Annotated in this window: 19 protein-coding genes and 4 tRNA genes; 18 read left to right on the top strand and 5 right to left on the bottom strand. The window is 68.1% G+C overall.

What is annotated here, in order from left to right:
• The first annotated feature begins 22 nt into the window (after positions 1 to 22).
• From tig to ISN38_RS05890, 9 genes are all read left to right on the top strand, one after another.
• Positions 23 to 1,318: a trigger factor gene (gene tig / locus ISN38_RS05930; protein WP_206712104.1), complete on the top strand. Its 1,296-nt coding sequence runs from the start codon at positions 23 to 25 to the stop codon at positions 1,316 to 1,318.
• A gap of 138 nt (positions 1,319 to 1,456) precedes the next feature.
• Positions 1,457 to 2,083: an ATP-dependent Clp endopeptidase proteolytic subunit ClpP gene (gene clpP / locus ISN38_RS05925; protein WP_003468536.1), complete on the top strand. Its 627-nt coding sequence runs from the start codon at positions 1,457 to 1,459 to the stop codon at positions 2,081 to 2,083.
• Positions 2,084 to 2,210: 127 nt separating this feature from the next.
• On the top strand, positions 2,211 to 3,497 hold the full coding sequence (clpX, locus tag ISN38_RS05920; protein ID WP_003468538.1) for an ATP-dependent Clp protease ATP-binding subunit ClpX: 1,287 nt from the start codon (positions 2,211 to 2,213) through the stop codon (positions 3,495 to 3,497).
• A gap of 176 nt (positions 3,498 to 3,673) precedes the next feature.
• Complete coding sequence (gene lon, locus ISN38_RS05915) at positions 3,674 to 6,148, top strand: endopeptidase La (protein WP_058358970.1); 2,475 nt, start codon at positions 3,674 to 3,676, stop codon at positions 6,146 to 6,148.
• Positions 6,149 to 6,374: 226 nt separating this feature from the next.
• The gene (locus tag ISN38_RS05910; protein ID WP_003468541.1) at positions 6,375 to 6,647 is read left to right on the top strand and encodes an HU family DNA-binding protein; all 273 of its coding nucleotides are present in this window, start codon (positions 6,375 to 6,377) and stop codon (positions 6,645 to 6,647) included.
• A gap of 11 nt (positions 6,648 to 6,658) precedes the next feature.
• Positions 6,659 to 6,733 (top strand) — tRNA-Val (locus ISN38_RS05905).
• A 30-nt stretch (positions 6,734 to 6,763) separates the two neighbouring features.
• Positions 6,764 to 6,840, top strand: a tRNA-Asp gene (locus tag ISN38_RS05900).
• A 116-nt stretch (positions 6,841 to 6,956) separates the two neighbouring features.
• A tRNA-Asp gene (locus ISN38_RS05895) sits at positions 6,957 to 7,033 on the top strand.
• Positions 7,034 to 7,211: 178 nt separating this feature from the next.
• A complete protein-coding gene (locus ISN38_RS05890; protein ID WP_003468543.1) occupies positions 7,212 to 9,203 on the top strand; it encodes a SurA N-terminal domain-containing protein in 1,992 nt (663 codons plus the stop codon).
• Between the two features lie 615 nt (positions 9,204 to 9,818).
• Here ISN38_RS05890 and ISN38_RS05885 read toward each other — a convergent pair.
• Positions 9,819 to 11,045, bottom strand: a complete 1,227-nt coding sequence (locus tag ISN38_RS05885; RefSeq protein ID WP_003468544.1) for a lytic transglycosylase domain-containing protein — start codon at positions 11,043 to 11,045, stop codon at positions 9,819 to 9,821.
• Entirely contained in the window at positions 11,042 to 11,809 is a 768-nt protein-coding gene (gene gloB, locus ISN38_RS05880; RefSeq protein ID WP_003468546.1) for a hydroxyacylglutathione hydrolase, read from the bottom strand. Before gloB ends, ISN38_RS05885 begins: the two co-directional genes overlap by 4 nt.
• Before the next feature lie 12 nt (positions 11,810 to 11,821).
• Here gloB and ISN38_RS05875 point away from each other — a divergent pair, with 12 nt between their 5' ends.
• The 3 genes from ISN38_RS05875 to dnaQ are packed head-to-tail and all read left to right on the top strand — an operon-like array spanning position 11,822 to position 13,726.
• On the top strand, positions 11,822 to 12,481 hold the full coding sequence (locus ISN38_RS05875; protein WP_038237642.1) for a class I SAM-dependent methyltransferase: 660 nt from the start codon (positions 11,822 to 11,824) through the stop codon (positions 12,479 to 12,481).
• Positions 12,482 to 12,494: 13 nt separating this feature from the next.
• A complete protein-coding gene (gene rnhA / locus ISN38_RS05870) occupies positions 12,495 to 12,953 on the top strand; it encodes a ribonuclease HI (RefSeq protein WP_003479732.1) in 459 nt (152 codons plus the stop codon).
• A 32-nt stretch (positions 12,954 to 12,985) separates the two neighbouring features.
• On the top strand, positions 12,986 to 13,726 hold the full coding sequence (gene dnaQ, locus ISN38_RS05865) for a DNA polymerase III subunit epsilon (protein WP_003479734.1): 741 nt from the start codon (positions 12,986 to 12,988) through the stop codon (positions 13,724 to 13,726).
• Positions 13,727 to 13,910: 184 nt separating this feature from the next.
• On the opposite strand, the gene ISN38_RS05860 is transcribed toward dnaQ, so the two are convergent.
• Entirely contained in the window at positions 13,911 to 14,615 is a 705-nt protein-coding gene (locus tag ISN38_RS05860) for a PP2C family protein-serine/threonine phosphatase (protein WP_047324594.1), read from the bottom strand.
• A gap of 195 nt (positions 14,616 to 14,810) precedes the next feature.
• Here ISN38_RS05860 and ISN38_RS05855 point away from each other — a divergent pair.
• Positions 14,811 to 14,901, top strand: a tRNA-Ser gene (locus ISN38_RS05855).
• 120 nt (positions 14,902 to 15,021) lie between these two features.
• On the top strand, positions 15,022 to 15,426 hold the full coding sequence (locus tag ISN38_RS05850) for a DUF6165 family protein (protein WP_003468565.1): 405 nt from the start codon (positions 15,022 to 15,024) through the stop codon (positions 15,424 to 15,426).
• 165 nt (positions 15,427 to 15,591) lie between these two features.
• On the opposite strand, the gene ISN38_RS20155 is transcribed toward ISN38_RS05850, so the two are convergent.
• Complete coding sequence (locus ISN38_RS20155) at positions 15,592 to 15,747, bottom strand: hypothetical protein (protein ID WP_003468568.1); 156 nt, start codon at positions 15,745 to 15,747, stop codon at positions 15,592 to 15,594.
• A gap of 203 nt (positions 15,748 to 15,950) precedes the next feature.
• Positions 15,951 to 17,000 carry a glycosyltransferase family 9 protein gene (locus ISN38_RS05840; RefSeq protein WP_003468571.1) on the bottom strand — a complete coding sequence of 350 codons (1,050 nt, stop codon included), beginning with the start codon at positions 16,998 to 17,000 and terminating at the stop codon, positions 15,951 to 15,953.
• 20 nt (positions 17,001 to 17,020) lie between these two features.
• Here ISN38_RS05840 and ISN38_RS05835 point away from each other — a divergent pair, with 20 nt between their 5' ends.
• The 4 genes from ISN38_RS05835 to ISN38_RS05820 are packed head-to-tail and all read left to right on the top strand — an operon-like array spanning position 17,021 to position 19,945.
• Entirely contained in the window at positions 17,021 to 17,770 is a 750-nt protein-coding gene (locus tag ISN38_RS05835) for a 3-deoxy-D-manno-octulosonic acid kinase (protein ID WP_058358974.1), read from the top strand.
• Positions 17,770 to 18,525, top strand: coding sequence for an MBL fold metallo-hydrolase (locus ISN38_RS05830; RefSeq protein ID WP_003468578.1), 756 nt, complete (start codon positions 17,770 to 17,772; stop codon positions 18,523 to 18,525). The genes ISN38_RS05835 and ISN38_RS05830 overlap by 1 nt, the downstream gene beginning before the upstream one ends.
• Positions 18,522 to 19,562 carry a GTP 3',8-cyclase MoaA gene (moaA, locus tag ISN38_RS05825; protein ID WP_047325546.1) on the top strand — a complete coding sequence of 347 codons (1,041 nt, stop codon included), beginning with the start codon at positions 18,522 to 18,524 and terminating at the stop codon, positions 19,560 to 19,562. Before ISN38_RS05830 ends, moaA begins: the two co-directional genes overlap by 4 nt.
• A 5-nt stretch (positions 19,563 to 19,567) precedes the next feature.
• A complete protein-coding gene (locus tag ISN38_RS05820; RefSeq protein ID WP_003468584.1) occupies positions 19,568 to 19,945 on the top strand; it encodes a nuclear transport factor 2 family protein in 378 nt (125 codons plus the stop codon).
• Positions 19,946 to 19,964: the final 19 nt, after the last annotated feature.

Raw genomic sequence — 19,964 nt, 5'->3', positions numbered from 1 at the left:
GCTCCCGGTGGCAGGAGTCCACATGCAAGCTTCGATCGAAACCACCGGTACCTTGGAACGGCGTCTGACCTTCACCCTGCCGGAGGAGCGCCTGGAGACCCATATCGGCGGGCGCCTGCGCGAAGTCGCGCGCACTGCGCGGATCAAGGGCTTCCGTCCCGGCAAGATTCCGCCGAAGGTGATCGAGCAGCGCTTCGGGCCGCAGATCCGCGCCGAGGCGCTGGACGGCCTGCTGCGCGAGACCTTCGACTCTGCAGTGCGCGAGCACGAACTGCGCCTGGCCGGCAATCCGCGCATCGACCGCGCCGGCGACAACGCACTGCAATTCGTGGCGACCTTCGAAGTGGTGCCTGACTTCGGCGACATCGACGTGGCCAAGCTGGAAGTGATCCGCCACACCGCCGAGGTCACCGACGCCGACATCGAGCAGATGATCGAGAACCTGCGCCTGCAGCGCCGCACCTGGCAGCCCGCCGGGCGTCCGGCGCAGGACGGCGATCTGGTGACCCTGGAAACCTGGTCGCAGGCCGGCGACGAGCGTCTGCCCGCCGAGGGCGTGGAGAAGGGCAGCAGTGTGATCGGCTCCGGCGTCATGTTCCCGGCGATCGAGCAGGGCCTGGTCGGCCTGTCCAAGGACGAGGGAAAGACCCTGACCGTCGATTTCCCGGCCGACTGGCGCGTGCCGCAGTTCGCCGGCAAGCAGGTCCAGGTGCACGTGAAGGCGGTCGACGTCGCCGCGCCGGTGCTGCCGGAGGTGGACAAGGAGTTCATCAAGAGCTTCGGCGTGAAGAGCGGCGATGCCGAGCAGTTCCGTAAGGACATCCGCATCAACCTGGAACGCGAGCTCAAGGGCGCGCTGATGAACCGGCTGCGCCGCGAGGTCGGCGAGCAGCTGATCGCCGCCTATGCGTCGGTGGAAATGCCGCCGCGCCTGGTCGAGAACGAGGCGCGTTCGATGCTGGCGCAGCAGGTGGAGCAGATGCGCCGCTCCGGCCGCGATCCGGGCCAGGTGCCGGACGACGCCCACCAGGGCTTCGTCGACGCGGCGCGCAAGCGCGTGCTGGTCGGCCTGCTGGTCGGCGAGGTCGCCCGCCGCAACGAGCTGCGCCTGGACCCCAAGCGGGTCTCGGAAACCCTGCGCCTGATCGCCTCGACCTACGAAGAGCCGGAGCAAGTCATTGAGATGTACCGCAACGACACCCAATTGATGGGGGGACTGCAGAGCCGTGTGATGGAGGAGCAGGTGATCGACTGGATCGCCGAGCGCGCCAGGCACACCGAGCAGGCGATGACGTTCCAGGAAGCGATCCGCCAGTAACGCGAGCGCTTCGCGACGCCCCGCATGTTGCATGCGGGTTGGAGACGAAATGCTGGAATCCCTGCGGCGGCGGGGGTGCGACAAGATGCAAGCCCTGCACATCCCCGTGCAGGGACGACACAGAGCAGGAGTTCCCGCGTGGACAATGTGACCAAGGCCTTGAATCTGGTTCCGATGGTGGTCGAACAGACCAGCCGCGGCGAGCGTGCCTACGACATCTATTCGCGCCTGCTGAAGGAGCGGCTGATCTTCCTGGTCGGTCCGATCGACGACCACATGGCCAACGTGATCGTGGCGCAGATGCTGTTCCTGGAAGCGGACAACCCGGAAAAGGACATCAATATCTACATCAATTCGCCGGGCGGCGTGGTCACCGCCGGCATGGCGATCTACGACACCATGCAGTACATCAAGCCGGATGTGAGCACCATCTGCATCGGCCAGGCCGCCTCGATGGGCGCGCTGCTGCTGGCCTCGGGCGCGGCCGGCAAGCGTTACGCGCTGCCGAATTCGCGGGTGATGATCCACCAGCCGCTGGGCGGCTTCCAGGGCCAGGCCACCGACATCGACATCCACGCGCGCGAGATCCTGACCCTGCGTTCGCGGCTGAACGAAATCCTGGCCAAGCACACCGGCCAGTCGCTGGAAACCATCGCCCGCGATACCGAGCGCGACAACTTCAAGAGCGCCGTCGACGCGCAGGCCTACGGGTTGGTCGATCAGGTACTGGAGCGCCGTCCGGAAGAGTCGATCCAGCCGGCATAAGGCTTGCATGTACTGGAAACGCAGCGTATTCCGCAGGGTCGGGGCCGGGCTAGCGTCCTCCCGGCCCTGTGTTATTCTCGAAATCGAACCCCCGTTCATCGGGTGGGGTAACTGGGTAAGCGAAGCAATGAGCGAAGACCGGCAAGGCCGTTCCGGCGACAGCAACAAGATTCTGTACTGCTCGTTCTGCGGCAAGAGTCAACACGAGGTCCGTAAGCTGATCGCCGGGCCGAGCGTGTTCATCTGCGACGAATGCGTCGAGTTGTGCAACGACATCATCCGCGAGGAGCTCGAGGAGAAGGCGCAGTCCGCACGCAGCAGCCTGCCCAAGCCCAAGGAAATCCTCGAGGTGCTGGACCAGTACGTGATCGGGCAGCTGCGCGCCAAGCGCACGCTCGCCGTGGCCGTGTACAACCACTACAAGCGCATCGAGAGCCGGCAGAAGAACGACGAAGTCGAGCTGGCCAAATCCAACATCCTGCTGGTCGGTCCGACCGGTTCGGGCAAGACGCTGCTGGCCGAAACGCTGGCGCGCCTGCTCAACGTGCCGTTCACGATCGCCGATGCGACCACGCTGACCGAAGCCGGCTATGTCGGCGAGGACGTGGAAAACATCATCCAGAAGCTGCTGCAGAAGTGCGACTACGACGTCGACAAGGCGCAGCAGGGCATTGTCTACATCGACGAGATCGACAAGATCTCGCGCAAGAGCGAGAACCCGTCGATCACCCGCGACGTGTCCGGCGAAGGCGTGCAGCAGGCATTGCTGAAGCTGATCGAAGGCACTGTGGCGTCGGTGCCGCCGCAGGGCGGGCGCAAGCATCCGCAGCAGGAATTCCTGCAGGTGGACACCAAGAACATCCTGTTCATCTGCGGCGGCGCGTTCGCCGGCCTGGACAAGGTGATCCAGCAGCGTTCCAACGACGTCGGCGGCATCGGCTTCGGCGCCAAGGTGAAGAGTTCCGAGCGCAAGCGCGAAGTCGGCAAGATCCTGGCCGAAGTGGAGCCGGAAGACCTCATCAAGTTCGGCCTGATCCCCGAGTTCGTCGGCCGCCTGCCGGTGGTCGCCACGCTCGAGGAACTCGACGAGCCGGCGCTGATCCGGATCCTGACCGAGCCGAAGAACGCGATCACCAAGCAGTTCAAGAAGCTGTTCGAGATGGAAGGCGTGGAGCTGGAATTCCGGCCCGACGCCTTGCTGGCCATCGCCAAGAAGGCGCTCAAGCGCAAGACCGGCGCGCGCGGCCTGCGCACCATCGTCGAGTCGGTGCTGCTGGACACGATGTACGAACTACCGTCGCAGGAAAACGTCAGCAAGGTGGTGGTGGACGAGTCGGTGATCGAACACAAGTCCGAGCCGTACCTGATTTACCAGACCCCGCCGCCGGCGCCGAAGGTGGCCTCGGCCGAGTGAGTGCCGGGTGAAGCCGCGGCGCTGTTCTGCCGCGGCCTTTGCGACCGACTAAACGCTTGAAAGAAAAGGGGCTTTTCCGCTGCTCTTGCATCGTCCAGCCGATGGCCCCATAACGGGGCCATCGGCATTTTTATGCCCGCCTTATCCGCATTCCCGCACCCCACATCGGAACCCTCATGGCCCAGTCCACATCCGAAGTCCTCGACCTGCCGGTCCTGCCGTTGCGCGACGTCGTGGTCTTCCCGCACATGGTCATCCCGCTGTTCGTCGGCCGCGACAAGTCGATGCGCGCGCTCGAGCACGCGATGGAAGCCGACAAGCGCATCCTGCTGGTCGCGCAGAAATCCGCCGAGACCGACGATCCGGTGGCGGCCGACCTGTACAACGTCGGCACCCTGGCGCAGGTGCTGCAATTGCTGAAGCTGCCCGACGGCACCATCAAGGTGCTGGTCGAAGGGCTGTCGCGGGTCAGCGTCGAGAACGTGGCCGAGCGCGACGGCGCGCTGCAGGGCGAGGGCAGCGAGATCGATGCGGCCGAATCGCGCGAGGAGCGCGAGGTCGAGGCGATCGCGCGTTCGCTGATGTCGCTGTTCGAGCAGTACGTCAAAACCAACCGCAAGCTGCCGCCGGAGCTGCTGCAGACGCTGTCGGGCATCGACGAGCCCGGGCGCCTGGCCGACACCATCGCCGCGCACATCGGCGTGCGCCTGGCCGACAAGCAGCGCCTGCTGGAAACCCGGGAAGTGGGCGAGCGGCTGGAGATGCTGGTCGGCCTGGTCGATGGCGAGATCGACGTGCAGCAGCTGGAGAAGCGCATCCGCGGCCGGGTCAAGTCGCAGATGGAGAAGAGCCAGCGCGAGTACTACCTCAACGAGCAGATGAAGGCGATCCAGAAGGAACTGGGCGACCTGGACGACGCGCCCGGCGAGCTGGAAGAACTGGCGCGCAAGATCGCCGAGGCGGGCATGCCCAAGCCGGTGGAGACCAAGGCCAAGGCCGAGCTCAACAAGCTCAAGCAGATGTCGCCGATGTCGGCCGAGGCAGCGGTGGTGCGCAACTATCTCGACTGGCTGCTGGGCGTGCCGTGGAAGAAGCGCAGCAAGGTGCGCAAGGACCTGAAGGTCGCGCAGGAAACGCTGGACGCCGATCACTACGGCCTGGAGAAGGTCAAGGATCGCATCCTGGAATATCTGGCGGTGCAGTCGCGGGTGAAGCAGATGCGGGGCCCGATCCTGTGCCTGGTCGGCCCCCCTGGCGTCGGCAAGACTTCGCTCGGCCAGTCCATCGCCAAGGCGACCAACCGCAAGTTCGTGCGCATGTCGCTCGGCGGCGTGCGCGACGAGGCGGAAATCCGCGGGCATCGGCGGACCTACGTCGGCTCGATGCCGGGCCGCATCGTGCAGAACCTCAACAAGGTCAGCAGCAAGAATCCGCTGTTCGTGCTCGACGAGATCGACAAGATGTCGATGGACTTCCGCGGCGATCCGTCCTCGGCGCTGCTGGAAGTGCTCGACCCGGAGCAGAACAACGCGTTCAACGACCACTATCTGGAAGTGGACCTGGACCTGTCCGAAGTGATGTTCGTGGCGACCTCCAATTCGCTGAACATCCCCGGCCCACTGCTCGACCGCATGGAGGTGATCCGCATCCCCGGCTACACCGAGGACGAGAAGCTGGCCATCGCCATGCGCTACCTGGTGCCCAAGCAGCTGAAGGCCAACGGCCTGAAGGGCGATGAGCTGGAGATCGCCGCCGACGCGATCCGCGACATCGTGCGCTACTACACGCGCGAGTCCGGTGTGCGCAACCTGGAGCGTGAAGTCGCCAAGATCTGCCGCAAGGTGGTCAAGGAAATCGCGCTGTCCGGTCCGCAGCCGGCGGCGGCCAAGAAGGCGCCGGCCAAGAAGGGCGCGACGGTCCGCAAGGACAAGGCGCGGGTCAGCGTCGGTTCCAGGAATCTGGACAAGTACCTGGGCGTGCGCCGCTTCGATTTCGGCCGCGCCGAGGAGCAGAACGAAGTCGGCCTGGTCACCGGCCTGGCCTGGACCGAAGTCGGCGGCGATCTGCTGCAGATCGAATCGACCCTGGTCCCGGGCAAGGGCGCGGTGATCCTGACCGGCCAGCTCGGCGATGTGATGAAGGAATCGGCCTCGGCGGCGCTGTCGGTAGTGCGTTCGCGCGCCGAGCGGCTCGGCATCGAGGTCGACTTCCTGCAGAAGCACGACGTGCATCTGCACGTGCCTGACGGCGCCACGCCGAAGGACGGCCCCAGCGCCGGCATCGCGATGGTGACCTCGCTGGTGTCGATGCTGACCAAGGTGCCGGTCAATGCCGATGTGGCGATGACCGGCGAGATCACCTTGCGCGGCCGCGTCTCGGCGATCGGCGGGCTCAAGGAGAAGTTGCTGGCGGCGCTGCGCGGCGGCATCCACACGGTGATCATCCCGGAGGAGAATCGCAAGGATCTGGCCGACATTCCGGACAACGTCACCCGCGATCTGAAGATCGTGCCGGTCAAGTGGATCGACGAAGTGCTGGATCTGGCGCTGGAGACGCCGTTGAAGCCGAACGCAACGACCGCTGGCGACGCGGCGCCGGTGCGTCGCAAGCCCAAGCCGAAAGCATCCCCGAACGCGCGCGTCAAGCACTGAAGGGCGCTGAACCGCGCCCGCCCAAGTAGCTCAAACCCGCGCCGTTACTGGCTTTTCGGCTTGCGCGGGTGGGAGGCCGCTGGTATAAATGCACGACTTGCGAGCACCGCGAACGGGCGTGCTTGGTAGTGAAAAATCAATCGGGGCCTCGTCGCAGACGAGGCAGGCCAAGCCGACACCCGATCCTCAATTCCGCGGTTTTCTGCCGCACATGGAGTCATCACCAATGAATAAAGCCGAACTGAACGACGCTATCTCCGCCGCTGCGGATATCTCCAAGGCCGAAGCCGGTCGCGCCGTCGACGCCTTCGTGTCCGAAGTCACCAAGGCGCTCAAGAAGGGCGACAGCGTGACCCTCGTGGGCTTCGGCACCTTCCAGGTGCGCGACCGTGCCGAGCGTACCGGCCGCAACCCGAAGACCGGCGACTCGATCAAGATCGCCGCGTCGAAGAATCCGACCTTCAAGGCTGGCAAAGCGCTGAAGGATGCCGTAAACTAATCGACTCGCTAGGGTGCTTAGCTCAGCGGTAGAGCGTCTCCTTTACACGGAGAGGGTCGGGGGTTCGAAACCCTCAGCACCCACCAGACAAGCACCGAGCGGCAAGTTTCAAATGCGGAGTGGTAGTTCAGTCGGTTAGAATGCTGGCCTGTCACGCCGGAGGTCGCGGGTTCGAGTCCCGTCCACTCCGCCAGTTGCACCGAAGCCCCTGAGAAATCGGGGGTTTCGTTTCTCGAAGCATCCGCCGCGCATTGCGCTGCGCAGATTCCCAGAGATTGCGGGCCTTGTGCCTGCCTCCGTTCAAAAAGCGGAGTGGTAGTTCAGTCGGTTAGAATGCTGGCCTGTCACGCCGGAGGTCGCGGGTTCGAGTCCCGTCCACTCCGCCAGTTTTGTACGTGAAACCCCCGAGCGATCGGGGGTTTCTTTTTTTCCGGGATGCCTTGCCGGCGATCGCCGTGCGGCCCGCCGATTTCATGCGCGCGCCCCCCGTGGCACGCCATTCCGCCGCAGGCCGTGAAGCGGGTTAAACTGCGCGGCTCGCCAACAGGCCTCGGTTCCCAACCAATGCTGCAGAAACTCCGCGAAAAGACCTCGGGCTGGATCGCCACCGCGATCATCGGCCTGTTGATGATTCCGTTCCTGTTCGTCATCGACAGCAGCTACCTCGGTGGCGTCGGTGCCAACAACGTCGCCAAGGTGCAGGCGCCGCCGTCGTGGTGGTCGTCGGCGCCGTCGTGGTGGCCGGTGTCGTTCCTGTGGCGGCACCACGAGGTGAGCACCGAGCAGTTCCGTCTGCGCTTCGAGGAAGCGCGGCAGCAGGCGCGCGAACAGCAGGGCGAGAACTTCGATCCGCGCGAGTTCGAGAGCGCCGACAACAAGCGCAAGGTGCTCGACCAGTTGATCGACGAGCAGGTGGTGAAGCTGGCCGCCGAGCAGGCGCACGTGGTGGTCGGCGATGCCGCGGTCCGCGACTACATCGCCACCATTCCGGCGTTCCAGAAGGACGGCAAGTTCGACCCTGAACGCTACCGCCTGGCGCTTGCCTCGGGCACGCCGCCGCGCACGCCGGCGATGTTCGACCAATTGGTACGCGATGGTCTGCAGCAATCGTTGATCCCCTCGGCGCTGATGGAGTCGGCGTTCGCGACCAAGCAGGAAACCGAGCGCCTGCTGAAGATGCTCGGCGAGACCCGCGACGTGGACCTGGCGCTGTTGCCGGAACCGCCGGCCGATACCGCCCCGGTCAGCGACGCACAGGTGCAGCAGTGGTACGACGCGCACCAGGCCGATTTCAAGCAGCCGGAGCGGGTGTCGATCGAATACGTCGAACTGGACGCGAGCAAGCTGCCGCCGGCCAAGCCGGCCGACGAGGCGGCGCTGCGCAAGCGCTACGAGGACGAGAAGGCCCGCTTCGTCGAGCCCGACCAGCGCCTGGCTTCGCACATCCTGATCAGCGCTGGCAAGGATCCGGCATCGCAGAAGGCCGCCGAGGCCAAGGCGGCCAAGCTTGCCGCCGAGGCCAAGCAGCCCGGCGCCGATTTCGCCGCGCTGGCGCGCGCCAACTCGGAGGATCCGGGTTCCAAGAACGCCGGTGGCGATCTGGGCTGGGTCGAGAAGGGAGTGATGGTCAAGCCGTTCGAGGACGCTCTGTTCGCGATGAAGGCCGGCGACATCGTCGGCCCGGTGAAGAGCGAGTTCGGCTACCACGTGATCCAGCTGCGCGAGATCAAGGGCGGCAAGGGCAAGCGCTTCGAGCAGGTGCGCGACCAGCTTGCCGGGGAACAGCAGCAGGCCGACAACGAGAAGGTCTACAGCGATCTGAGCGGCAGGCTTGTGGACCTGGTGCTGAAGAGCCCGACCGCGCTGGCGCCGGCGGCCAAGCAAGTCGGCCTGCCGGTACAGACCCTGGGGCCGTTCTCGCGCGCCGATGCCAGCGGCATCGCCGCGCAGCCGACGGTGCGGCGTGCGGCGTTCTCCGACGCGCTGGTGCAGGACGGCACGGTCAGCGACCCGATCACCCTGGGGCCGAACCACACCGTGCTCATTCGGGTCACCCAGCACTTGCCGGAGCAGACCCAGCCGCTGGCCAAGGTGCGCGAACAGGTCGCCGCCGCGGTGCATGCCGATCGCACCGCCAAGGCCGCCGCGGCGAAGGCCGACGCCTTGCTGGAGCGGCTGCGCAAGGGCGAGACCTTGCAGGCGCTGGCTGGCCCGGAGAAGCTGCAGATCAACCCGATGCCGGGGCTGCCGCGCACCGTGCCGATGCCGAGTCCGGAAGCCAATCGCGCGATCTTCAGCGCGCCGCTGCCGGCCGCGGGCAAGCCGTCGGTGGGCAAGGTCGAGCTGTCGGCCAGCGGCGTCCCGGGCGGTGCCAAGCGCTACGCGCTGTTCGTGCTCAACAAGGTCAACCCGGGCGACCTGAGCAAGGTGCCGGCCGAGCAGCAGGCGACGCTGAAGCAGCAACTGGGCCAGATCGAAGGCGCCGCCGCGGCGAAGTCCTACATCGACGCGATGCGCAAGCGCTACAAGGTCAGCGTGCAGGAAGCGCAGCTGTAAGCGCTGCTTCCCTGGCGGTGTGATGCGAACAAGCCCGGTCCTGCCGGGCTTGTTCGTTTCCGGCGGCTGCGTGCTGGGCGGCGCAGCCGTGGCGAGTGCGGGCGTGCGGCGCGAGCGTAGCGCGGTGCGGTCGCGAGAACTGCTGCGGACACGCGGCATGCGCTGCCAGTTGCCGGATCGGCGACGCGATGCGAGCGAGGCGAGGGCCATGCGCGGTCAGTGCAAGGGCGCTGGGGGCCAAACGTTGCCTAGGCTGATCGTGACGTTGTAGGAGCGACTTCAGTCGCGACAGACGCTATCAGTAAATCCCGTCGCGGCTGAAGCCGCTCCTACAGGGGCAGTGCGGCAGCGCGCGGGGCGATGCCGATCAGAATATCCCGAGGTGAGGCGCAGATGCGCAGGCACGTGCGCGTCCGTCGCGGAGCGGGGTAGCGGGGGAAGCGGCGAGTCTGCGCTCGCAGCGCGGCAACGGCACTTAGCCTGCTTCGGGCCGCGCACCTGCCGCGGCAGTGCAACCGCAGTGGTCGGTCACGCTGCGCCGGCAGCCGGCTGCCGGCAACCGGCACCGACTGCGAGATTTACCGGTAGCTCGATCTTCCCGCCGCAGCGGGCGGCTTATTCCTCGTAACTCAGCACCATGCCCGGGCGCAGCACGCTGCGCGCGGACAGGCCGTTCTTCGCCAGCAGCGTCTGCACGGTGATGCCGTAGCGCTTGGCGATGGTCCAGGCGGTGTCGCCGTCGCGGACTGTGTGGGTGCGGCGCGCCGCAGGCGGGCGTTGGCGCATGCGTGGCGGTGTGGCCTCGGCGAGGCTGGCGACGGCGCGTGGTGCCGGCGCTTCGGGCTGCTGCGGTTGCGCCGCCGCGGCCATGGCATCGGCGGCGGCCGTGGCGGCGCTGCCGCCGCTGCCGACCGGCGCCAGCACCGGCAGTGCGCGCTTTTTGTTGCCCGCGCTGCCCAGCGCCGGATTCAGCCGTGCGACCTGGTTGCCCTGCAGCGCCTGCTGTCGCGCCCATTCGTCCAGCGCCATGCCGGCGGGCAGGGTGCGCGCCTGCAGGATCGGCACTTCGCGGTCCAGCGAGGCCATCCATTCGTCGTGGGTCTGCGCCTGCTCCAGGACGCAGGCCAGCGCGTGCAGCTTCTCGACATAGGCATAGGTGATCGGCGACAGCCCCGGCAACTTCTCCGGCTGCGCGTTCTGCGCGTTCATGTCGACCCGGCGCATCGACTGCAGCACACGGTATTCGCCGGCGTTGTAGGCCATGATCGCCAGGCGCCAGTCGCCGCCGAACATGCCGTGCAAGGTCTTCAGGTAGCGCACCGCGGCGCGGGTGGAATCCACCGCGGACAGGCGCCCGTCGTAGCTGCCTTCGACCGGAACGTCGTGGTTGCGGGCGGTATCGGCGATGAACTGCCACAGCCCGGCCGGACCACCGGTGTTGCGTGCGGCGGGGCGGTAGCCGCTCTCCACGAACGGGATCAGCGCGAATTCGGTGGGCAGGTCGGCGGCACGCAGTTCATCCACCACGTAGCCGAACAGCGGCAACACGTCCTCGTCCTCGTTGGCCAGCCGCGCCGGCGCGCGCGCGAACTGCTGCTTCCAGCGCGCATCGATGGTGCCGCCGTCGCATTGCGCATCGGCCAGGCCGTCGCGGAAGCTGGCGAGGATGGCGTGGCCGTTACGGGTGGTGGCCGGCGGCAGCGCCGCGGCATCCGTCGGCAGCACGTTCAGGCCAGCCACGGTCTGCTCCAGCGCCGCGCCGATCGGCGCCGCCGCGCCTGCGCAAGGGGACACCGACGCGATTGCCAGCGTCAGCGCCGCCGTCAGGAACAGCGACCTCATGCGCGAAAATCGTCTTTCCAGCGCCTCAATTCGGCGAATACTTCCACTTCGTCGCAAGCGCTGCGGCCGAGCCGGGCGCCGACCGCCTGCTGGATCGCCGCCGAGGCGATGCGCAGGAACGGATTGGTCGCCACTTCGCTGGCGAGGCTGACGGGAACAGTGGGACGGGCAGCATGACGCATGGCCTGGACTTCCTGATGGCGCTGCCGCAAGGCCGCGTTGGTGGGATCGACCGTGACGGCGAATGCCGCATTGGCCAGGGTGTATTCGTGCCCGCAACACAGCAGCGTGGCGCCTGGGAGGGCGGCCAGCCGTTGCAGCGAACCCAACATCTGGGAGGGCGTACCTTCGAACATGCGTCCACAGCCCAGGCTGAACAGGGTATCGCCGCTGAACAGATGGCCGTGGCCGACATAGGCCACATGCGAGCGGGTATGCCCGGGCACGGCAAGGGTCCGGAACTCCCATTGCAGCACCTGGACGCCATCGCCGTCGCCGACACGCTGGCTGGCGAACGGGATCCGCGGCTCGTCCGCCGGGGCATACACCGGCAGATCCGGCCAGCGCTCGCGCAGGGCGGCCACGCCGCCGATGTGGTCGTCGTGATGATGGGTCAGCAGCACCGCGGCCGGGTGCAGTCCCTGCGCCGCGGCCTCGAACACCGGCTCGGCCTGGCCAGGATCGACCAGCACGGCGCGGCCATCCGCGGCGGCGATCGCCCATATGTAATTATCCTGGAATGCGGGCAGGGCGATCAGTCGCATAGAATTGGCACCATGCCTGCCGCCCCGCTCCCCCGTCAAGCCGCCGTCTCATCCTGGTTTGATACGGTGGTGGCGCAACAACTGCTCCAGGCCGAGCAGCCATTGATCCTGGATGCCTTGCTCGGACGCCCGGCGCAGCCCTGGTTGTGGATGGCGCCGGTGCCGTTCGCGCCGCTGGCGCGCGAGTTGCCGGGGCGCGGCGTGCGCCTGCACCGCACCGCGCGCGGCTATGCCGGCGACCTGGTATGCACGCTGCCGCTGCCGCTGCCCTCGGAAAGCGTCAATGCGATCGTGCTGCAGCACGTGCTCGGTGCCGACGCCGCGGCGCTGCTGGAGGAATGCGAGCGGGTGCTGCTGCCGGGCGGCCGGATCTGGCTGTTCGCGCTCAATGCGGTGAGCCCGTACCGGCTGCGCTGGCGTCGGCAGGGATTGCTGGCGCGGCCACCCGGCAGCTGGCGCGGGTTGCTGCAGCAGGTCGGGCTGCCGTGCACCGAGCCGTTGCGCTACCTGGGGCCGGTCTGGCCGACCCGCGGCGGGGTCGGCCCGGCGACCTCCGGCGCGCCGCTGCGCGCGGTGTGCCTGCTGCAGGCGGAGAAACGCACCGCCGCCGGCATCGGCCCCATTCCGCTGCGCGCGCCGGTACGCTGGCGCGGTTCGACCGCTTCCATCTGATTTCTGGACGTATATGAAGACTGTTGATATCCATACCGACGGCGCCTGCCTCGGCAATCCCGGTCCCGGCGGCTGGGCCGCGCTGCTGCGCTACAAGGGCCTGGAGCGCGAAGTGGCCGGCGCCGAGGCGCACACCACCAACAACCGCATGGAGCTGATGGCGGCGATCATGGCGCTGGAGACGCTCAGCGAGCCGTGCCAGATCGTGCTGCACACCGATTCGCAGTACGTGCGCCAGGGCATCACCGAATGGATGCCGGGCTGGGTGCGGCGGCAGTGGAAGACCGCCGGCGGCGACCCGGTCAAGAACCGCGACCTGTGGGAGCGGCTGCATGCCGCCGCGCAGCGGCACACGATCGACTGGCGCTGGGTCAAGGGCCATAGCGGCGATCCGGACAACGAGCGGGTCGACGTGCTGGCGCGCAACCAGGCGCTGCGGGTACGCGCCGGCGGCACCGCGGTCGCGTCCTGATTTCTTCCACGCCTCATCCTGCAGCGAGCCACATGCGTCAGATCATCCTCGATACCGAAACCACCGGCCTGGAATGGAAGAAGGGCAACCGCGTCGTCGAAATAGGTGCGGTGGAACTGCTAAAGCGCCGCCCCAGCGGGCGCAACTTCCACCGCTACCTGCGCCCGGACTGCGACTTCGAACCCGGTGCGCAGGAGGTCACTGGCCTGACCCTGGAGTTCCTCGCCGACAAGCCGGAGTTCCGTGAGGTGGTGGACGAGTTCCTGGCGTTCATCGACGGCGCCGAGCTGATCATTCACAACGCCTCGTTCGACCTGGGCTTTCTCGACAACGAACTGTCGCTGCTGGGCGCGTCCTACGGGCGCATCCTCGACCGCGCCACGGTCATCGACACCCTGCTGATGGCGCGCGAGCGCTTCCCGGGCCAGCGCAATTCGCTGGACGCGCTGTGCAAGCGGCTGGGCGTGGACAACGCGCACCGGCAGTTGCACGGCGCGCTGCTCGATGCGCAGATCCTCAGCGAGGTGTATATCGCGCTGACCTCGGGCCAGGAGGAAATCGGTTTCGCCCTGGCCGACGAGCGCGGCAGCCATGCCCACGGACAGCGTGTCGCGTTCGACATGGCGACGCTGCTGCCGCGGCCGCGGGTGCTGCCCACGGCATCGGAGCTGGATGCGCACCAGGCGCGTCTGGAAAAGCTGCGCAAGAAGGCCGGGCGTGCAGTGTGGGACGCCGCCGAGCCGGTGGTGCTGGCCGACGCCGTGGCGGGTTGAGTGGCGCCAGGTCCAGCAGCCGATCGTTCGCTGGCGCCGCTTCGGGCGTTACCGCGCTCACTCCCGGCGCCGCCAGCGTGGCGACGGTGCACTCCCGCGTGCGCTGAGCGCGGCCGCGCACTGCGCCAGCCGGCTGCGGCCCGGCTGGCGTGGCGCCGGCAAGCGCAGGCGGCGGCGCATCGGCTCAGTGGCAGCGCACCAGGATCGCGGTGATGTTGTCCGAGCCGCCGCCGTCCAGCGCCGCGGCCACCAGCGTGTCCACGCATTCCTGTGCGCTGCAGTCGTCGTGGCCGAGCGTGGCGGCGATGCCGGGGTCGTCCACTTCCTCGGTCAGCCCGTCGCTGCACAGCAGCAACTGCATGCCCGGGCGCAGTTCGCCGGTCATCGTGGCTACGTTGAGGTGCAGCGGGTCGGTGACGCCCAGCGCCTGGGTGACCACGTTGCGGTGCGGGTGCGCGCGCGCCTGCTCGGCGGTCAGCGCGCCCTGCGCGATCAGCTCCTGCACATAGCTGTGATCCTGGCTGAGCTGGGCCAGCTTGCCGTCGCGCCACAGGTACGCGCGGCTGTCGCCGACCCAGGCCACTTCGAAGCGGTTGCCCTGCACGCGCGCGGCGACCACGGTGGTGCCCATCGGCAAGCTGTCGTTGCGCCGGCGCGAGGCGCGGATGATCTCTTCGTCGGCGATGCGGATCGCCTGCGTCAGCGCCGTGCCGCCGCGCACCTCGCGGACGATGGCCTCGCGCGCCAGCGCGCTGGCGACCTCACCGCAGGCATGGCCGCCCATGCCGTCGGCGACCAGCCACAGGCCAAGCTCGCTGTCGCCGTAATAGGTGTCCTCGTTGAGTTCGCGGCGCAGGCCGACGTGGGTGAGGTGTCCGAATTCGATCATTGCATGCCCGCGGCCGGCCTGGCGTCCTGTCATTCAAACGGCATCATCGCGGCCAAGCGGACATCAGGCAATCGTCGGCCGCGCCGCAGAGCAGGCGGGGTTCATGGCGGTACGGGCGCTGCCGGGCGACGCGGCGCTTGTCCGCGCGCGGCGGGAACCGTATGATGCACGCCCCCGGTCCGCCGGGGACCACCCGGGAAGGTGGCAGAGCGGTTGAATGTACCTGACTCGAAATCAGGCAGGCGTTTATAGCGCCTCGGGGGTTCGAATCCCCCCCTTCCCGCCAGTTTTCGCAGAAGGCCCCGTCAGGGGCCTTTTTGTTTTTGACGGTCGCGGCCACGCCGCGCCGACATGGCTTTAAGGCCGGCTCGCTACACTTTCCTTCAACTCTCGCCTGGGTGTACCCATGTCCGAAATCCTCGTCCCCGTGTCCTTCGGCGAACTGCTCGACAAGATCGCCATCCTGCAGATCAAGTCCGAGCGCATCGGCGATGCGGCCAAGCTGGCCAACGTGCGCGCTGAGCTGTCGGCGCTGGAAAGGACCTGGATGGCGCATCCGGCCGCCAGCGGCGACGTCGCCCGCCTGCGCTTGGAACTGAAGGCGGTCAACGAGCGCCTATGGGTGATCGAGGACGAAATCCGGATCAAGGAGAGGGCGCAGGCCTTCGACGAGGAATTCATCAAGCTCGCGCGCAGCGTTTACTACGAAAACGACGAGCGCGCGCGGATCAAGAAGGAGATCAACCTGGCGCTGGGTTCCAGCTACGTCGAAGAGAAGTCCTACCAGGACTACCGCGGCGCGGCGTCCTGAGCGAAAAGTCCGGGAGGCTTGAGCGCCTCCCGCAGTGGCCCATGCGGGCCAGGGCAGGTCGGATCAGGCGCGGGCGACCAGGATGCCGGTCAGCCGGCGCACCAGCGGCAATGCCAGCAGCAGGGTGGGAAAGGCGATCAGCCACGGCAACGCCCAGGCACCCAGTCAGAGCGAGTACACGCCCTGCGCCAGGCCGACCGTGCGCAGCGTACGGATCATCGAAACCACGCAGGTCATCAGGATCGACAACAACAGCGGCATCACCCAGCCGGCATGGCGGGAATGCAGCTTGCGCGGGAAAAACCGAGGGGAACTGGACATGGTGCGAACTCCGTAAGCCGGTCGAAGCAAAGGCGCCACCCGTGGGCGCCTGGGCGCTGACGCGAAACGGCCCCGGACGAATCCTGCGCGGTTGGCGCGTTGCTTGACGTTAAACGCTTACGGCGGCGTCCGCAGACCGAAGGTGTGGCGAGCACGCATGCACGCGCACGGTAAGGCTACGCTCGGCCCGCGCACAAGCCGGCTTACATGCCCTGGTCGGTGCGGTAGCGCTCGAACGCGGCGATCGCGTCGTCCACGCCGATCAGCGCCATCACCGCGTCGCATTCGATCTTGCTGCCCCATTTCAGTTCTGCTGCCGGCTTGCCGAGGAACGTGCGCGCCGCCGCGTCGTACTTGTCCACGCAATAGCGGATGTCCGAATACGGGCCGCTGCGGCGCGGGTTGCTGGCCGCGTGCAGGCCCAGCACCTTGCTGCCCACGGCATTGGCGATGTGCATCGGGCCCGAGTCCGGGGTCATCACCAGCGCGGCGCGCTGCAGCAGCGCCGGCAGTTGCTTGAGCGTGTCGCGGCCGACCAGGTCCAGCGCCGGCGCGCGCATCGCCGCGACGATGGCGTCGGCGGTGCTGCGCTCCAGCGCGCTGCGCCCGCCGCACAGCACCACCCGCCAGCCCTGTGCGGCGGCGTGGTCGGCGACCGCGGCGTAGCGGTCGGCGTACCAGTTGCGGCGCACGTGGCTGGAACAGGGCGAGATCAGCAGTGCCGGGCGGCCGTCCTCGGGCCATTGCGCCTGCGCCCAGGCGTGCGCGTCGTCGGGAATCGGCAGCTCCCAGCGCACCGAGCTCTGGCGCAGGCCCAGCGGTTCGCAGAAGCTGCCGATCGCGTCCAGCACGTGGATGCCGGGGCGGTCGGGGATGCGTTCGTTGACGAACAGGCCGTGCAGGTCCTTGGAGCGGCTGCGGTCGTAGCCGATGCGGCGCCGCGCGCGCACGAACGCGGACAGCACGTTGGCGCGCAGCGCCACCTGCATCTGCAGCAGCGCATCGAAGCCCTGCGCCGGCAGTTCACGGCGCAGCGCGCGCATGCCGGCCACGCCGCTGCGCTTGTCGTAGGCGTGTAACACCACCCCGGGCAGGCCGTCGAGCAGCCTGTGCCCGGGCTGGTCGATGATCCAGTGCAGCGGCGGCGCGGCGGGCCAGGCGCGCTGCAGGGTGCGCACCAGCGGCAGCACATGGGTCACGTCCCCCAGCGCCGACAGGCGCAACAGGCACAGCGAAGGGAGCGTTGCTGCCATGGTGTTGTTAGACTCGCTGAATGGTTGCATTCGACGCCACCGAAGCGCTGACGCCGTACCGCGAGGGCCGCGGCTATGGCGCCATTCTGTTCGACCGCCAACGGCTGCGGCAAGCCGAGCCGGCGCTGTTCTCGGCCGCGTACTGGGCCGAGCGCGCGCGCCCGGTGGACGAGGGCGGCCGCGGCGGCGCCTGGTTCGTCGATGCCCCGTTCGGCGCCAGCGTGCTGCGCCAGTACCGGCGCGGCGGCCTGGTCGCCAAGCTCAGCCGCGATCGCTACCTGTGGTCCGGCGCCGATCGCACCCGCAGCTTCGCCGAGTTCCGGCTGATGCGCGCGTTGATCGCGCGCAAGCTGCCGGTGCCGCGGCCGCTGGCCGCCTGCTACCTGCGCCAGGGGCTGCGCTACCGCGCCGCGATCCTGATGGAGCGGCTGGAAGGGGTGCGTTCGCTGGCCGACCGCGCGCATGTCGCCGGCCGCGGCGCGCCGTGGGAGGAGACCGGGCGGCTGGTCGCGCGCTTCCATCGCGCCGGGCTGGATCACGCCGATCTCAACGCGCACAACATCCTGTTCGACGGCAACGGCCGCGGCTGGATGATCGATTTCGACCGCGGCGTGATGCGCATCCCGGCCACGCGCTGGCGCGAGCGCAACCTCAAACGCCTGCATCGCTCGCTGCTGAAGCTGCGCGGCGAGCGCAGCGTGGACGAGGTCAACAAGGACTACGCGCGCCTGCGCCGCGCCTACGACCTGGCCTGGAACCGGGGCTACTGATGGCCTGGGCGCTGCGCTTCCAGGGCGTGGGCAATGCGTCGGCGGTGGAGCTGGGGTCGCCGATGGCCACGATCGAGCGCGATGGCGCGCCGTGGCTGAGCATCGATTGCGGCGGCGAAGGCCTGAGCGCGTATCAGGCGCATTACCAGGCGATGCCGCAGGCGCTGTTCGTGACCCATGTGCACCTGGACCATGTGGCCGGCTTCGAGCGGCTGTTCGTGGACGCCTATTTCTCGGCGCGGCGCGGCAAGGTGCGGGTGTACGTGCCGGCGCCGCTTGTGCCGCTGCTGCATCGCCGGATCGGCGACTACCCGAACGTGCTGGCCGAGGGCGGCGCCAATTTCTGGGACGCCTTCCAACTGATCGCGGTCGGCGATGCGTTCTGGCACGACGGCGTGCGGCTGGAGGTATTCCCGGTACGCCACCATTGGCCGGAGACCGCCTACGGGCTGCGCCTGCAGGGCGCGCTGGTGTGGAGCGGTGATACCCGGCCGATCCCGGAAATGCTGAGCCGGTATGCCGGCGACGGCGAGCTGGTCGCGCATGACTGCGGCCTTCACGGCAACCCGTCGCATACTGGGGTCGATGACCTGGAACGGGACTATCCCGCCGAGTTGCTGCAACGCATGATGCTGTACCACTACGCCAGCGCCGAGGATGCCGAGGCCTTGCGCGCGCGCGGCCACCGCGTCGCGCGGCCGGGCGAGTGCGTGGCGCTGGACACGCCGCGCGCGCCGCAGGTGCCGGCGCCATGAGCGCCGTGTTGCGCCCGCCGCTGCCGCTCGCACCCATCGCACCGTTGGATCGGCTGGGGCGGCCGCTGCGCGAGCTGCGCCTGTCGGTGATCGAAGCCTGCAATTTCCGCTGCGGCTACTGCATGCCGGCCGACAAAGTGCCAGACGACTACGGCTTCGATGCGGCCTCGCGGTTGTCGTTCGAGCAGATCGAGACGCTGGTGCGCGGTTTCGTGCGCAACGGCGTCAGCAAGCTGCGCCTGACTGGCGGCGAGCCGTTGCTGCGCCGCGACCTGCCCGGACTGGTGCGGCGCCTGGCGTGCATTCCCGGCCTCGACGACCTGGCCATGACCACCAACGGCTCGCTGCTGGCGCGGCACGCGCAGGCCCTGCGCGATGCGGGGTTGCGCAGGGTCACGGTGAGCCTGGACGCGATCGACGCGGCGACCTTCCGGCGCATGTCCGGCGACCGCGGCGAGGTGGCACAGGTACTGGCCGGCATCGACGCGGCCGTGGCGGCCGGGCTGGGACCGGTGAAGATCAATTGCGTGGTCCAGCGCGGCATCAACGATGACCAGGTGCTGCCGCTGCTGGCGCACTTCCGCGGCAGCGGCCACGTGCTGCGCTTCATCGAATACATGGACGTGGGCACCTGCAATGCGTGGCGCCGCGAACGGGTGGTGCCGTCGGCCGAATTGCACGCGCGCATCGCCGCACGCTGGCCGTTGCGCGCGCTAGACCCGCATTACGCCGGCGAAGTTGCCGCACGCCACGCCTTCGTCGATGGCGGCGGCGAGATCGGCTTCGTCAGTTCGGTCAGCGCGCCGTTCTGCGGCGATTGTCATCGCGCGCGGGTGTCGGCCGATGGCCAGCTCTACACCTGCCTGTTCGCCGCCGCCGGCACGGATCTGAAGCCGGCCCTGGCCGGCGGCGAGGACGCGCTGGCCGAGCGCGTGCAGGCGCTGTGGGGCCAGCGCGGCGATCGCTACAGCGAACTGCGCGGCGATGCGCGCGCGGCGCGCGGCAAGCACGTCGAGATGTTCCTGATCGGCGGATGAGCGCAATGGACGAGTTGCTGAAGCACCGATTGTTCGCGCTGGAGCTGGAATTGCTGGAGCCGGCCACGCGCGCCTCGGTGGCGCGGTTGTCGGCGCTGCTCAACGAGGCGTTCGTCGAATTCGGTGCGTCCGGGCGATGCATCGACAGGCAGGCGCTGTTGCAGGAACTGCCGGCACTGGCCGGCGCGGTCCGCTATCGCGCGTTCGATTTGCAGGCGTGGTTGCCGGCGCCGGATCTGGCGCAGCTGCGCTATCGCAGCGAGCGCTACGATGGCGCCGGCGTGCCGGTACGGCATGCGCTGCGCAGTTCGCTGTGGCGCTGCCGCGACGGCGAATGGCGCATGCTGTTCCACCAGGGCACGCCGATTCCCGGCGCCGCCTGAGCAGGGTGTCGTGGGAGCG

This window comes from Xanthomonas translucens pv. undulosa (genome assembly GCF_017301775.1).
Classification (GTDB): Bacteria; Pseudomonadota; Gammaproteobacteria; order Xanthomonadales; family Xanthomonadaceae; genus Xanthomonas_A; species Xanthomonas_A translucens.
This window is presented reverse-complemented; position numbering and strand designations above follow the sequence as displayed.

Bases quoted from the DNA above. Each gene is read 5' to 3' on its own strand.
- ISN38_RS05860 (WP_047324594.1), bottom strand. From the start codon at position 14,615: ATGATCGAATTCGGACACCTCACCCACGTCGGCCTGCGCCGCGAACTC.
- ISN38_RS05850 (WP_003468565.1), top strand. From the start codon at position 15,022: ATGTCCGAAATCCTCGTCCCCGTGTCCTTCGGCGAACTGCTCGACAAG.
- moaA (WP_047325546.1), top strand. From the start codon at position 18,522: ATGAGCGCCGTGTTGCGCCCGCCGCTGCCGCTCGCACCCATCGCACCG.
- ISN38_RS05830 (WP_003468578.1), top strand. From the start codon at position 17,770: ATGGCCTGGGCGCTGCGCTTCCAGGGCGTGGGCAATGCGTCGGCGGTG.
- ISN38_RS05820 (WP_003468584.1), top strand. From the start codon at position 19,568: ATGGACGAGTTGCTGAAGCACCGATTGTTCGCGCTGGAGCTGGAATTG.
- ISN38_RS05875 (WP_038237642.1), top strand. From the start codon at position 11,822: ATGCCTGCCGCCCCGCTCCCCCGTCAAGCCGCCGTCTCATCCTGGTTT.
- gloB (WP_003468546.1), bottom strand. From the start codon at position 11,809: ATGCGACTGATCGCCCTGCCCGCATTCCAGGATAATTACATATGGGCG.
- tig (WP_206712104.1), top strand. From the start codon at position 23: ATGCAAGCTTCGATCGAAACCACCGGTACCTTGGAACGGCGTCTGACC.
- clpX (WP_003468538.1), top strand. From the start codon at position 2,211: ATGAGCGAAGACCGGCAAGGCCGTTCCGGCGACAGCAACAAGATTCTG.
- ISN38_RS20155 (WP_003468568.1), bottom strand. From the start codon at position 15,747: ATGTCCAGTTCCCCTCGGTTTTTCCCGCGCAAGCTGCATTCCCGCCAT.
- ISN38_RS05835 (WP_058358974.1), top strand. From the start codon at position 17,021: ATGGTTGCATTCGACGCCACCGAAGCGCTGACGCCGTACCGCGAGGGC.
- dnaQ (WP_003479734.1), top strand. From the start codon at position 12,986: ATGCGTCAGATCATCCTCGATACCGAAACCACCGGCCTGGAATGGAAG.
- rnhA (WP_003479732.1), top strand. From the start codon at position 12,495: ATGAAGACTGTTGATATCCATACCGACGGCGCCTGCCTCGGCAATCCC.
- ISN38_RS05890 (WP_003468543.1), top strand. From the start codon at position 7,212: ATGCTGCAGAAACTCCGCGAAAAGACCTCGGGCTGGATCGCCACCGCG.
- ISN38_RS05910 (WP_003468541.1), top strand. From the start codon at position 6,375: ATGAATAAAGCCGAACTGAACGACGCTATCTCCGCCGCTGCGGATATC.
- ISN38_RS05885 (WP_003468544.1), bottom strand. From the start codon at position 11,045: ATGAGGTCGCTGTTCCTGACGGCGGCGCTGACGCTGGCAATCGCGTCG.
- lon (WP_058358970.1), top strand. From the start codon at position 3,674: ATGGCCCAGTCCACATCCGAAGTCCTCGACCTGCCGGTCCTGCCGTTG.
- ISN38_RS05840 (WP_003468571.1), bottom strand. From the start codon at position 17,000: ATGGCAGCAACGCTCCCTTCGCTGTGCCTGTTGCGCCTGTCGGCGCTG.